This is a genomic window from Sphingopyxis sp. 2PD, assembly GCF_005503695.1.
In the GTDB taxonomy this organism is placed as follows: domain Bacteria; phylum Pseudomonadota; class Alphaproteobacteria; order Sphingomonadales; family Sphingomonadaceae; genus Sphingopyxis.
The window spans coordinates 32,179-45,353 of record NZ_SCMU01000005.1; the positions used below are offsets into that span (position 1 = coordinate 32,179).

At 65.2% G+C, this 13,175-nt stretch carries 12 protein-coding genes and 1 pseudogene; 5 read left to right on the plus strand and 8 right to left on the minus strand.

The features are described from left to right. Positions 1 to 8: 8 nt before the first annotated feature. Complete coding sequence (locus FFS18_RS06420; protein WP_137870236.1) at positions 9 to 650, plus strand: NeuD/PglB/VioB family sugar acetyltransferase; 642 nt, start codon at positions 9 to 11, stop codon at positions 648 to 650. Between the two features lie 76 nt (positions 651 to 726). On the opposite strand, the gene rplA is transcribed toward FFS18_RS06420, so the two are convergent. The 8 genes and pseudogenes from rplA to FFS18_RS17885 form a co-directional block, all read right to left on the minus strand. Then, positions 727 to 1,425 carry a 50S ribosomal protein L1 gene (gene rplA / locus FFS18_RS06425; protein WP_137870237.1) on the minus strand — a complete coding sequence of 233 codons (699 nt, stop codon included), beginning with the start codon at positions 1,423 to 1,425 and terminating at the stop codon, positions 727 to 729. Positions 1,426 to 1,429: 4 nt separating this feature from the next. Further along, positions 1,430 to 1,861, minus strand: coding sequence for a 50S ribosomal protein L11 (rplK, locus tag FFS18_RS06430; RefSeq protein WP_120218097.1), 432 nt, complete (start codon positions 1,859 to 1,861; stop codon positions 1,430 to 1,432). 166 nt (positions 1,862 to 2,027) lie between these two features. Continuing rightward, entirely contained in the window at positions 2,028 to 2,960 is a 933-nt protein-coding gene (locus FFS18_RS06435) for an acyl-CoA thioesterase (RefSeq protein WP_137870238.1), read from the minus strand. 114 nt (positions 2,961 to 3,074) lie between these two features. Continuing rightward, complete coding sequence (gene nusG, locus FFS18_RS06440; protein WP_120215767.1) at positions 3,075 to 3,611, minus strand: transcription termination/antitermination protein NusG; 537 nt, start codon at positions 3,609 to 3,611, stop codon at positions 3,075 to 3,077. Positions 3,612 to 3,647: 36 nt separating this feature from the next. Further along, entirely contained in the window at positions 3,648 to 3,845 is a 198-nt protein-coding gene (secE, locus tag FFS18_RS06445; RefSeq protein ID WP_120215766.1) for a preprotein translocase subunit SecE, read from the minus strand. Positions 3,846 to 4,002: 157 nt separating this feature from the next. After that, complete coding sequence (locus tag FFS18_RS06450) at positions 4,003 to 5,337, minus strand: MFS transporter (RefSeq protein ID WP_171005248.1); 1,335 nt, start codon at positions 5,335 to 5,337, stop codon at positions 4,003 to 4,005. Positions 5,338 to 5,583: 246 nt separating this feature from the next. Beyond that, a complete protein-coding gene (locus tag FFS18_RS17880) occupies positions 5,584 to 5,898 on the minus strand; it encodes a TetR/AcrR family transcriptional regulator C-terminal domain-containing protein (RefSeq protein ID WP_502704168.1) in 315 nt (104 codons plus the stop codon). Positions 5,899 to 6,021: 123 nt separating this feature from the next. Then, positions 6,022 to 6,219 (minus strand): annotated as a pseudogene (locus tag FFS18_RS17885) (TetR/AcrR family transcriptional regulator); the annotation flags it as partial. A gap of 110 nt (positions 6,220 to 6,329) precedes the next feature. On the opposite strand from FFS18_RS17885, the gene FFS18_RS06460 reads away from it, so the two are divergent. The 4 genes from FFS18_RS06460 to FFS18_RS06475 are packed head-to-tail and all read left to right on the plus strand — an operon-like array spanning position 6,330 to position 13,173. Further along, positions 6,330 to 7,484 (plus strand): efflux RND transporter periplasmic adaptor subunit, encoded by a 1,155-nt coding sequence (locus tag FFS18_RS06460; RefSeq protein ID WP_120215763.1) that lies wholly within the window; start codon positions 6,330 to 6,332, stop codon positions 7,482 to 7,484. A gap of 3 nt (positions 7,485 to 7,487) precedes the next feature. Then, on the plus strand, positions 7,488 to 10,655 hold the full coding sequence (locus FFS18_RS06465; RefSeq protein WP_137870241.1) for a multidrug efflux RND transporter permease subunit: 3,168 nt from the start codon (positions 7,488 to 7,490) through the stop codon (positions 10,653 to 10,655). Beyond that, positions 10,648 to 12,048, plus strand: coding sequence for an efflux transporter outer membrane subunit (locus tag FFS18_RS06470; RefSeq protein WP_137870242.1), 1,401 nt, complete (start codon positions 10,648 to 10,650; stop codon positions 12,046 to 12,048). Before FFS18_RS06465 ends, FFS18_RS06470 begins: the two co-directional genes overlap by 8 nt. A gap of 51 nt (positions 12,049 to 12,099) precedes the next feature. After that, positions 12,100 to 13,173 carry a DNA alkylation repair protein gene (locus FFS18_RS06475; protein WP_249340329.1) on the plus strand — a complete coding sequence of 358 codons (1,074 nt, stop codon included), beginning with the start codon at positions 12,100 to 12,102 and terminating at the stop codon, positions 13,171 to 13,173. Positions 13,174 to 13,175 lie beyond the last annotated feature (2 nt).

Consider the following 13,175-nt stretch of genomic DNA (forward strand, 5'->3'; position numbering starts at 1 on the left):
CGGCAAGTATGGCATTGATCATTGTCGCGGGCGCGAGCGGCCAGCATGCCGCGGTCGTCTATGAAGCGGCGATCCTTGCGGGCCTGAACGTCGCCGGTTTCGCGACGATCGGTTCCGCCTCGCCCGTCCCGCTGTTCGATTGTCGATGGGTCGGCGATGTCGAGCGCATCGCGCCCACCGAAATCCAGCGTGGCGCCCGGTTTGTCGTGGCCTGCGGCGCCAATGCGTTGCGCCGCCAGATCAGCGAAGCCCTTTTGGACCGCGGCGCCTCGCTACAGGAAATATGCCATCCTGCCGCGATCATTTCGCCCAGCGCCAGCATCGGCGCGGGATCGACCGTGCTTGCGGGGGCGATCGTCGGCCCGCGGGCGGTGATCGGCCGCGGCGTCATCGTCAACCACGCCGCAAGCGTCGATCACGACTGCAAGATCGGTGATTATGGTAACCTCAGCCCCGGTGCGCGCTTCGCCGGCGGCGTCCGGGCCGGTGCGGGCGTTTTCGCCGGAATGAACGCGGCGGTGCTACCTGGTCTGGTGATTGGCGAAAACGCCGTTATTGGCGCCGGGGCGGTGGTGATCCGCGATGTCGCGGCATCCGATACCGTCGTCGGCATTCCGGCGCGGCCGATCGATCGCGCCCAAGCGCGATAGACAGAATCTTGAGAGCCGCGCACAAGAAAAGGGCCGGAGTTTCCCCCGGCCCTTCCTTAATTCGTTGGCGCTTCGATCAGGCGCCGGTGACGTCGGCGGTATCGACCTTGATCCCCGGGCCCATCGACGACGACAGCGCGATCTTGCGGACATATTTGCCCTTCGCACCGGCCGGCTTAGCCTTGACGATCGCGTCGACGAAGGCGTCGAAGTTCTGGCGGAGCTTTTCCTCGCCGAACGACAGCTTGCCGAGGCCAGCGTGGATGATGCCGACCTTTTCGACGCGGAATTCGATCTGACCGCCCTTGGCGGCCTTCACGGCTTCGGCGACGTTCGGGGTCACAGTGCCCAGCTTCGGGTTCGGCATCAGGCCCTTCGGACCCAGCGTCTTGCCGAGGCGGCCGACGATGCCCATCATGTCCGGCGTGGCGATGACGCGGCCGTAGTCGAGGTTGCCCGCGAGCATGTCTTCCATCAGGTCTTCGGCACCGACCTTGTCGGCGCCGGCGGCCAGCGCTTTGTCGGCATTGTCGCCGCGCGCGAACACGGCAACCTTGACGTCCTTGCCGGTCCCGGCGGGCAGCGTCACGACGCCGCGGACCATCTGGTCGGCGTGGCGCGGATCGACGCCCAGGTTCATCGCGATTTCGAGCGTTTCGTCGAACTTCGCCGAGGCGAGTTCGCGGACGGTCTTCAGCGCTTCGTCGACAGTGTGCAGCTTGAGGCTGTCAACCTTGCCCTCGAGCGCCTTCTGCTTCTTGGTCAGCTTGGCCATCGGTTCAGCCCTCCGTCACTTCGAGGCCCATCGAGCGCGCGCTGCCCTCGATGATCTTCGTTGCCTGTTCCAGGTCGTTCGCGTTGAGATCCTTCATCTTGATCTCGGCGATTTCGGTCAGCTTCGAACGCGCGATCTTGCCGCCGCTGATCTTGCCCGGCTCTTTCGAACCCGACTTGAGGTTTGCGGCCTTCTTGATCAGATAGGTTGCCGGCGGCGTCTTCGTGACGAACGAAAAGCTCTTGTCGGCGAACACGGTGATGATGGTCGGGGTCGGGGTGCCTTTTTCCATGCCATCCGTCGCGGCGTTGAACGCCTTGCAGAATTCCATGATGTTGACACCGCGCTGGCCGAGCGCCGGCCCGAGCGGCGGCGAGGGGTTTGCGGTCCCTGCCGGAACTTGCAGCTTGATATAGCCGCTGATCTTCTTGGCCATGATGGCCTCCTTTCTTTCTGTCGGTCCGCCGTTGCCGGTGAACCTCAAAATTAGCGGTCAAGCAGAAGGGCATCACCCCTTCCTCCCGCGCGGAATCACGCCCTTATCTGACGCGAAGCGGCGCCGTTAGACCGAAACGGCGCAGAAAACAAGCCTTGTGGCGCGGTCAGGCGGCGGGAGGCACCAGCCGCAGCAAGCCTTCCTGCATCACCGACGCGATCAGCGTGCCGTCCTGACGATAGACGAGCCCGCGGTTGATCCCGCGCGCGCCGCCGGTCCAGTCGCTGTCCATGACGTAAGCGAACCACTCATCAACGCGGATGTCGTCGTGAAACCACATCGCATGGTCGAGGCTGGTCGAGAACAGCCCCGGCGTCGACCAGGTGAAGCCGTGCGGCAGCAGCGATGACGACAGCAGCCCCATATCGGAGGCGTAGGCGAGAAACGCGCGGTGGAGCAGCGGGTCGTCACCGATCGGCGCCGCGAGGCGGTACCATTGATAATGCGCCGACGCCTTTTCGGTCGAGGGCGGCCGGAAGCTGCGCATCTCGAACGGGCGGAGGCGCGCCATGCGGTCGAGCTGCGCGTCGCTGACATTGGGGTCGGCGGCAAGGTTTTCGGTAAATTCGACGCATTGGTCGGGCGGCAACAGGTCGGGCATCGGTACCTGGTGCGCGGCGCCGGGTTCGGGGGCGTGGAAGGACGCGGTGAGGTTGAAGATCACCTTGCCATCCTGCCGCACGACAACGCGACGATTGGCGAAGCTGCGCCCGTCGAAATCGCGGTGGACGCGGAAGTGCAGCGGCTTCGCCTCGTCGCCGCCGCGCAGGAAATAGGCGTGGAGCGAATGCGCCGACTTGCCCGGATCGACGGTGCGCGCCGCGGCGACCAGCGCCTGCGCGATCACCTGGCCGCCAAAGATGCGGTCGCGCGTCGGCTTGGCGAACGCGGGAAAGGTGAACTCGTCGGGTTCGTCGGCGGGGACGAGATCGAACAGCCGGGTGACCGCGCTGACGACTTTTTCGGGCGAGAAGGTCGACTGGATGTGCCGTGCGCGATCGATGCGAGCCTGAATCTCGGCGGGAGTGAGCGAACTCATAAGACGGGCTAGCCCCTATCCGTCGCCCCCGCGCAGGCGGGGGCCGCCATCGGTTGATGCAGCACTGCCAGGCAATGCCGCCAGCGGCCCCCGCCTTCGCGAGGGCGACGCCGATTATTTCATGCGTTCGACCTGTTCGAAGTCGAGCTCGACCGGGGTGGCGCGACCAAAGATCGACACCGACACCTTGACGCGCGCCTTTTCGAAATCGAGTTCCTCGACCAGCCCGTTGAAGCTGGCGAAGGGACCGTCGAGTACCTTGACCTGATCGCCGATTTCGTAATCGACGCGGATTTCCTGCTTCGGACGGGCCGCAGCCTCTTCCTTGCTGTTCAGGATGCGCGCGGCTTCGGCTTCGCTGATCGCCTGCGGCTTGCCCATCGAACCCAGGAAGCCGGTGACCTTCGGCGTGTTCTTGACCAGGTGATAGATGTCATCGGTCATCGTCAGCTTGGCGAGGACGTAACCAGGGAAGAACTTGCGTTCGGCCTGCACCTTCTTGCCACGCTTGACCTCGGTGACGGTTTCCACCGGCACCTCGACCGCTTCGACAAAATCGGTGAGCCCCATGCGCTCGGCTTCGGCGAGTACCGAATCGCGTACCTTGTTCTCGAAACCCGAATAGGCGTGAATGATGTACCAGCGCGCCATGTCTATCCCGTATCCTGTCCCTGAAAGCCGCGGCGTTTAGCGCGCGAGCGACGTCAGCCAGCTGACGATCGCGTTGAAAACCGTGTCGACGCCGAAAAAGAACAGCGCCAGGATCGTCGTCATGATCAGAACCATGATCGTCGTCTGCACCGTCTCGCGCCCCGTGGGCCAGACGATCTTCTTGGCTTCGGCGCGCACCTGATTGATGAACTCAGCCGGGCTGGTTTTCGCCATGTCGATCGTCCTGTCCTACAAACTAATGCTTCGGGCCAGATGGGTTGCCGTGCCCCGCGCGTCAAGCGCGCTTTGGGCAATAGTCCGCCCACCCTCCCCGACGATGTCGGCGAAAGGCGGAAAGAAAACGGCGCATCTGTCCGAATGAAAGCGCCCTTTACTGGCGCGCTGCGGCGATTGCAAGTGCGGGGTCGGCATCGCGCGCGAGCGCCCGGCGCATCAAAATCAGCAAGCCGATCATCACGATCCAGCTCGCCGTCGGCTGAAGCGCGAACACAAGATGCAGTTCGCGCGCCGCCACGGCACCGTTTTTCGGATCGAAGCCGAGAAGGTCGAGCAGCAAATAGCTGACCGCGATGGCAGCGGCGACGCCGAATTTCTGCATCAGGTTGAGCAGCGCAAACAGGAAGGCCGAACGATTGCGCCCACAGCGCGCGGCATCGCGCGGGATGATGTCGGCCAGCATGGAATAGGTGAACAGCAAGCCGACGAACCCCGTCCCCAGCATCAGCGAAAAGCCGGTCGCCTGCACAATCCCCCGCGGTTGCTGAAGCAAGGTCGTAACCAGCAGGCTGGCGATCAGCAACCCCATCGCCATCATCATCGGCGGCTTGCCAAAACGGCGCGCCGCCATGGTCCAGATCGGCGAAGCGATGGCGCCGCCGATGAAGCTGGCGAACAGCAACAATGCGCTTTGCGCATCCAGATCAAGGACCGCCGCTGCAAAGAAGACGAACAGCGAGGTCAGCGAACCAAAGGCGAAGCTATTGAGAAACTGTACCCCCAGCAGCAGCATGAGCGGCGGGAAAGACAGCGAGGCCCGCAGCTCGCTGCGCCACCCGATACCGGGTTCGGCGACGACGGCGCGTAACGGAACTTGGCGGATTGCGTAGAGCGCAATCGGCACCATCAGCATGAACAGGCTGGCATAGGCCATGATCCGGCCCTGCAAGCTGACCCCGGGGACCAGCAGCTGCGCGGCGGCGGGGGCCGCGAACGCCAGGATCAGCGCGATCTTCGCGAACCAGTCGCGCATCCCATAGAGCAAGGCGCTGTCGCGCGGGGTGCGGACCAGCGCCGAACCCCAGGAGAGCTGCGCAACCTCGTACAGGCTGTAGCTGGAATAGAAGAGCACCATCATCAGGAACAGCGCGGCGAAGGGCAACCGGTCGCCGATCGTGACGAGCGCCAGCAACAGCGACGCGAGCGGCACGAGCGCCAGCAGCATCCAGCGGCGATGCGCGCCCAGGCCGGTGCGCACACGATCGACCATCGTCCCGATCAGCGGATCGACGACGCCGTCCCAGATCGTGGTGAGCGAAAAGAGCAGCCCGACCAGCGCCACCGAAATCACCCCGCCCTCGGCAATATAGGGCGGCAGATAGACGCTGAACGGCAGGCCGAGGATGACCGTCGGCCCGGCGGTCGCGGCATAAGCGGCGACGGTACGCGGTCGCAATGCCTCGGTCCGGTCGGGGGCAGTATTGGCCACGATGCGATGCTCCCGATGCCGAGGCGAGCAGGCTTCCAGTTATTGACAGTCATGTCAACAGGTGCGGGTGTGGACGATCACAGAATAGCCGGGCCATTTGCTCCGAGCTTGTCGAAGCCTGTTCCGTTCAGCTCGATCGTCCATCTCCGTAGCCCTGAGCCTGTCGAAGGGCACCTCGCCGCGAAGCGCCCTTCGACAGGCTCAGGGCTAGGGTGATTGGTCGAGACGCACAGCAACGCGCTCTGGCTAACCAATTTTGAAATGCGACAGGAACGGCTGGAGGCGCCAGTCGAGCTGGTCATTGTCGAGCCATTCATCCTCGAGCCCGGCCAGCGTGTGGAGCATCGAATCGCCGATGACGATGCTGAGCAGCAGTTTTGCCGCTGCTTCGGGGTCGTCAATTTCAGCCTCGCCCGTCGCGGCCCATTCGGCGAACAGCGTCGCCAGTTCCTCGATCGCCGGGATGTGGAGATCGCGGTAGATTTGCAGGGCGAAGTCGCGGTCGCGCAGGCTTTCCGAAATCAGCATCCGCATCAAGGCGACGGCGCGCGGCGACCGCATCCGGTCGCATTGCCGGTGCGCATAGCCGCGAAGCAGTTCGACATTCGACAGGTCCGCCATCGCGAGGCACTCGGCCGGCTGGCACCGCGCTTCATTGCCCCAGCGCGAGGCGATCGCGTGGAGCAACCCCTGTTTGTTGCCGAACAGGTCGTAGAGCGTCGCGAGCGACCCGCCCGACCGTTTGACGATTTCGGCGAGGCTGGTGCGGTCATAGCCCTGTTCCAGAAACAGCGCCTCGGCGGCGTCGAGGATCGCGTCGCGGCGGCGTTCGCGCAGCGACATCGGCTCTGCGACGCATTCCAGCAAGTCGGACTGTATCATCCGCGATTCTCTCCCTTGTGCTTTTCTGTAATCTAAATTACACACAGATAAGTGCAAGGCGCTTTCTGCGCCATCCACGCGTCATAATACAGCATTATTCAGGGGTTCTCATGAGTCGCGCTCGTTCCTTTGCCAGCGTCAGCGCCGCCGCGTTGGCCCTGTTGCTCACCGCCTGTTCGCCCGAAGCGCCCCCGGCCCCGCCGCCGCCCGAAGTCACTATCGTGACGGTCCGGTCGCAGGCGGTCCCGAACGTCATCGAGCTGCCCGGCCGGGTTCAGGCGGTCCGCACCTCCGAAGTCCGCGCCCGCGTCGACGGGATCGTCGAACGGCGGCTGTTCAACGAGGGCAGTTTTGTGCGTGCCGGAACCGCGCTGTTCCGGATCGACCCGCGCCAGCTGACCGCCAACGCCAATGCGGCGCGCGCGCAGCTGTCGCGGGCGCAAGCTACCGCCGCCAACGCGCGGCAGGTGGTCGCGCGCTACCAGCCGCTGCTTGCCGACCAGGCGATCGGCCGCCAGGAATATGACGCGGCGGTCGCCGCCCAGCGCACCGCCGAGGCCGATGTCCAGGCGGCGCAGGCAAACCTCGAATCGGCCCGCCTGAACCTTGGCTATGCCTCGGTGACCGCGCCGATTTCGGGCCGGGCGCGCCGCGCCGAGGTGACCGAGGGCGCGCTGGTGAGCGCGGCGCAGGGAACCTTGCTGACGACGATCGAGCAGATCGATCGCGTGTACGTCAATTTCGGCCAGTCGAGTTCGGACCTGCTGGCGACGCGCCGCGACATGGGGTCGGGCAAGGTCAGCGCCCCCGCGCTCGAGCGCGTCGAAGTGCAACTGATCCTGGAGGATGGCAGCGCTTATCCGGTGGTCGGCCATCTCGACTTCCTCGACCTGTCGATCGACGAGGCGACGGGCACCGCGGCGCTGCGCGCCGAATTTCCGAACCCCAATGCCGCGTTGCTGCCCGGCCAGTTCGTGCGCGCCCGCATCTTTGCGGGCAATCGCGCCGACGGGATGCTGATCCCGCAGCGCGCGGTCAAGCTGACCGGCGACGAAGCCAGCGTGATGGTGCTCGATGCCAAAAATGTTGCGACGCCGCGCCCGATCAAGCTGGGTGCCATGGTCGCGGGCCAGTGGGCGGTGCTCGACGGCCTGAAACCCGGCGACCGGGTGATCGTCGATGGCCTGCAAAAGGTCCAGCCGGGGCAGCCGGTGCGCATCGCGCCGCCCAAGGGAACGGCATCGACGCCTGCGGCAAAGCGCTGATCGATGACCCCCCGCTTTTTCATCGACCGACCCATTTTTTCCTGGGTCATCGCCATCGGCATCCTGCTTGCCGGGATCATCGCGCTGCGCGGCCTACCCGTCGAACAATATCCGTCGGTCGCACCGCCATCGCTGTCGATCGGGGTCACCTATCCGGGTGCCGACGCCAAGACGCTGGAACAGAATGTCACGCAGGTCATCGAGCAGGAGCTGAACGGGGTCGAGGGCTTCCTCTACATGGCCTCGACCAGCGAATCGAACGGCACCGCGTCGATCAACCTGACCTTCGAGGCCGGGACCGACATCGACAATGCGCAGATGGAGGTGCAAAACCGCCTGCGCCGCGTCGAACAGCGGCTGCCCGAGGATGTGCGGCGTCAGGGCATTTCGGTGACGGAAGCCAATTCGGGCTTTCTGCTGATCGTCGCGATCACCTCGAAAAGCGGCAACACCGATCCGATGGAGGTCAACAACTTCGCCAACACGCGCGTCCTCGACGAGCTGCGGCGGGTGAACGGCGTCGGCAATGTGCAGGCCTTCGCCCCCGAATATGCCATGCGCATCTGGCTCGATCCGCAAAAGCTGGCTTCGTACAATCTGTCCGCCGCCGAAGCGCTCGGCGCGGTGCAGGAGCAGAATAGCCAGACCCCGGGCGGCCAGCTGGGCGACCAGCCGATCGCCAAGGGCGCGCAGCTGAACGCGGTGATCACGACGCAGGGCCGCTTTACCAAGCCCGAGCAGTTCGAGAGCATCATCCTGCGCGCCAATCCCGACGGGTCGGCGGTCACGCTGGCCGATGTCGGCCGCGTCGAGCTGGGATCGGCGAGCTATCTCTTCTCCTCGGAACTCAACGGCAAGCCGATGGCGGGCCTCGCGGTCCAGCTGACCCCCGGCGCCAATGCGTTGGCGACGGCAGAAGGCGTACGCGCGCAAATGGACGAACTGGCGAAGGGCTTTCCGCCCGACATCACCTGGTCGATTCCCTATGACACCACCCCCTTCATCCAGCTGTCGATCGAAGAAGTGGTGATCACGCTGGTCGAGGCGATGGTCCTCGTCTTCCTCGTCATGTTCCTGTTCCTGCAGAACTGGCGCGCCACTGTGATCCCGACCGTCGTCGTGCCGATCGCGCTGGCAGGCGCGTGCCTCGGCCTCTGGATGTTCGGATTTTCGATCAACGTCCTGACCTTGTTCGGCATGGTGCTGGCGATCGGCATCCTCGTCGACGATGCGATCGTCGTGATCGAAAATGTCGAGCGGATCATGAACGAAGAGCATCTGTCGCCCTATGACGCGACGGTTAAGGCGATGGGGCAGATCACCAGCGCGATCATCGGCATCACGCTGGTGCTGATCGCGGTGTTCATTCCGATGGCCTTTTTCCCCGGCTCGACCGGCGGCATCTATCGCCAGTTTTCGATGACACTCGCGATCTCGATCGCTTTCTCGGCGCTGCTCGCGCTGACGTTGACTCCGGCGCTGTGCGCGACGCTGCTCAAGCCGCACGACGATACGGCGCGCAAGGGCAAGATCGGCGCCTTCTTCGACCGCTTCTTTGCCCGCTTCAACAGCTGGTTCGGCCGCACGACCGATCGTTATCAGGGCAGCGTGGGCAAGATTTTGGCGGCGCCGCTGCGCTGGCTCGGCGTGTTTGCAGCGATGGTGCTGGTGACCGGCCTGCTGTTCACCCGGCTGCCCGGGTCTTTCCTGCCGCAGGAGGATCAGGGTTATCTGATCACCGTGGTGCAGGCACCGCCGGGTGCAACGTCGCAGCGGACCGCCGAGGCGACCAAGCAGGTCAAGGCCTTCTTCGCCGAACAGCCGCAGGTCGCGAATATCGTGCTCGTCAATGGCTTCAGCTTTTTCGGGCAGGGTCAGGCGAACGCGATCATGTTCACGCCGCTGAAACCATGGGACGAACGCACCGGCGACGGCGACAGCGCCGATGCGATCGCGGGCAAGGCGATGGGGACGTTGATGGGGATCAAGGAGGCGTTCGCCTTCTCGCTAAGCCCGCCGTCGATCCCCGAACTGGGCACGTCGAGCGGCTTTACGTTCAAGCTGCAGGATCGCGGCGCCAACGGGCGCGAGGCGCTGGTCGCGGCGCGCAACCAGATGCTGGGCGGCGCGATGCAGAGCAAGCTGCTCGCCAACGTCCGGCCCGAGGGACAGGAGGATGCCCCGGTGCTGAAGGTCGACATCGACCGCATTCAGGCGCGCGCGCTTGGGCTGTCGATCGGCGAGGTCAATGCGACGCTGGCGATCAGTTTCGGCAGTGCCTATGCCAATGACTTTACCCGCGAAGGGCGCGTGCTGCGCGTGCTTCTGCAGGCAGATGCCGCGAGCCGGATGACGCCGCAGGATGTGCTCGACCTGCGCGTGCGCAGCGCCAATGGCGACATGGTGCCGTTCGGATCGTTCAGCAAGGCCGCATGGTCGGCGGAAGCGCCGCAGTTGCAACGCTATAACGGCTATCCTGCGATGACGATTTCGGGCGAACCCGCGCCGGGACAATCGACCGGCGAGGCGATGGCCGAGATGGAACGGCTGGCCGAGCAACTGCCGCCGGGCTTTGCGTTCGAATGGACCGGCATCTCCTATGAAGAGAAGCAGTCGGCGGGGCAGATCGGGCTGCTGCTCGGGCTGTCGCTGGTCGTCGTCTTCCTGCTGCTCGCGGCGCTCTACGAAAGCTGGTCGGTGCCGGTTTCGGTGCTGCTGGTGGTGCCGCTCGGGGTGCTTGGCGCGGTGCTGTTCTCGATGTTCCGCGGGCTGTCCGCCGACATCTATTTCAACGTCGGGCTGATCACGATCATCGGCTTGTCGGCAAAGAATGCGATCCTGATCGTGGAATTCGCGATCGAGCAGGAGGCCGAAGGCAAATCGACCCTCGATGCAGTGATGGAGGCGGTGAAGCTCCGCCTGCGGCCGATCATCATGACCAGCCTCGCCTTCATCCTCGGCATGGTGCCGCTCGTCATCGCGAGCGGCGCGGGGGCGGCGAGCCGCATCGCGGTCGGGTCGGGGGTGATGGGCGGAATGATTGCCGCGACCTTGCTCGGCATCTTTTTCATTCCGCTCTTCTATCTGTCGGTGCGCAAATGGCTGAGCCGCAAGCGGCCGCCGTCGCCCGCCGAAAAGGGCCATCATGGCGAGGAGCCGACCCATGCGTAAGCTGATCGTCCTGCTCGCGGCAACGACACTCGCCGGCTGCGTCAATATGGCGCCGCCGCACGAGCGCCCGGCGCTGCCGACCGCGCCCGATTATCCGGAGGCCTTTGTGGGCGATGTCACGCTGGGCCAGCGCGCCACCGACGTCGCGTGGCAGGATTTCTTCGCCGACCCCCAGCTCGAAGTGCTGATCGCACAGGCGATCGAACGCAACCGCGACCTTGCAGTGGCGGTGGCGCAGATCGAGGAAGCGCGCGGACTCTATCGCATCCAGGACGCCGACCGCCTGCCAACGGTGGGCGCCAGCGCCGATGCCGCCCGCACCCGCGGGCCGTCGCTGACCGGCGCCGGGACCGACACCACGAGCCGCTATTCGGTCGGGGTCGGGGTGACGTCGTTCGAGCTTGATTTCTGGGGGCGGGTCAAGAACCTGTCCGAAGCAGCGCGCAGCCAATATCTGGCGACCGAGCAAGCGGAGCGCGCGTTCCGGCTGGCGCTCGTGCGTGATGTGGCGTCGACCTATTTCGCCTCGCGCGGCGCCGAGGAGCAGATCGCGCTCGCCGAAGCGACGGTGACCAGCCGCAAGGAAGGGCTTCGCATTGCGAAGCGGCGCCTCGACGCAGGGGTGACCTCGGCGCTCGATTATCGCCAGTCGGAAACGCTGCTGACGCAAGCCGAGACGCAGCTCGCCAGCCTGAAGCTGGGCAAGGCGCAGGCCGACAATTTCTTGGCCGTGTTGACCGGCGGACCGGTGTCCGGTCCCCTGCCCGCGCCATTGCCGCTCGTCGCGCAGGCGCAGTCGCCGGTGCTGACCGCGGGTCTGCCGTCGGACCTGCTCGTCGCGCGGCCCGACATATTGGCGGCAGAGGAACGGCTGCGCGCTGCGCGCGCCAATGTCGGCGCGGCGCGGGCGGCGTTTTTCCCTTCGATCTCGCTGACCGGCAACCTCGGCTTTGCGTCGGGCTCGCTCGACAATCTGTTCAGCAACGATGGTTTCGGGTGGAGCTTTGGCCCGACGATCAGACTGCCGATTTTCGATTTCGGGCGCAACAAGGGCAATCTGACCGTCGCCGAAGCGCGCGAGAATATCGCGGTCGCCACCTATGAGCGCACCGTGCAGGGCGCGTTCCGCGAAGTCGCCGACGCGCTCGCCGGGCGCCGCTTCCTCGCCGAGCAGGTCGAGGCGCAGGAACGCGGCACGCTGGCGCAGCGGCGCATCGCCGATCTGGCGCGCAAGCGGTACCGCGAAGGCGTGTCGACCTACCTCGAAGTGCTCGACGCCGAACGCAATCTGTTCGCCGCCGAACAGGCGCTGGTGGAAATCCGCCGCGCGCAGGTCGATAATCTGGTGACGCTCTATGTGGCGCTCGGCGGCGGGTTGGTCGAGCGGCGGTAAAGGACCAGACCGATTTCGGATAGTGCCAGCCCTGCCCTGCTGAAGGACATATTGGGTCCGCAAGCCTTGGTGACGATCGCCGATGCCGGCACCGCTGCTTCGCCGCGCTTTGACCGGGAGGTGTTCGTTGCGGCTGCCAGCGACGGCCTCCAGGCACTGTCGATCATGGAACGAGTGCGCCATATCGCCGATGCGCTGCGTCCGGCCCTGCCCACCGACTATGAGGCGGCGCTGGGTGTCATCGGAGCGATGGCGCCGCGGCTGACCCATGGGTTTCAGGCGGTCGCGGTGACCGAATATGTCGCGCGATACGGCCTCGACGATTTTGATCGCTCGATGGATGCGCTCGCGGCGCTGACGCGCTTCGGCACCGCCGAATTCGCGATCCGGCCGTTTCTGGCGCTCGACGCCGACCGGGCGCTCGCGACGATGGCGGGGTGGACCAGCAGCGACGACGAGCATGTCCGCCGCCTCGCGAGTGAAGGCGCGCGTCCGCGACTCCCCTGGGCCGCGCGCGTTTCCGCGCTCAAGGCCGATCCGACCCGCGCGGCGCCAATTCTGGAGGCGCTGAAGGCCGATTCCGCCATCTATGTGCGCAAATCGGTCGCCAATCATCTGAACGACATCGCCAAGGACCGGCCCGACTGGCTGCTCGACCGGCTGGCGGACTGGTCTCAGGTCGATCCGCACACGGCGTGGATCATCCGCCACGCGCTGCGCACCCTGATCAAGCAGGGCGAGCCGCGCGCGTTGGCGCTGATTGGTGTCGGCCATGGTGCCGCGGTGACGGTGCGCAATTTCGTCGTCGAGCCAGCCGTGGTACGGCTCGGCGAGCGGATCGCGATCGTCGCCGACATCGCGTCCACCGATGCCGAAACCCAGCCGCTGGTGGTCGATTATCGCATCCATTATGCGCGCGCGGGCGACAAGACGGCGGCGAAAGTATTCAAATGGAAAAGCTTCGACCTTGCGGCGGGCGGCACAGCTTCGCTGCGCATCAGCCAGGTCATCCGCGATTTTAGCACCCGGCGCCATCATCCAGGGCGGCATGCGATCGAATTGATCGTCAATGGGGAGACGATGGGGGAAAGCGGGTTCGAGTTGTTGGCGGACGGTGCCCAATAAAC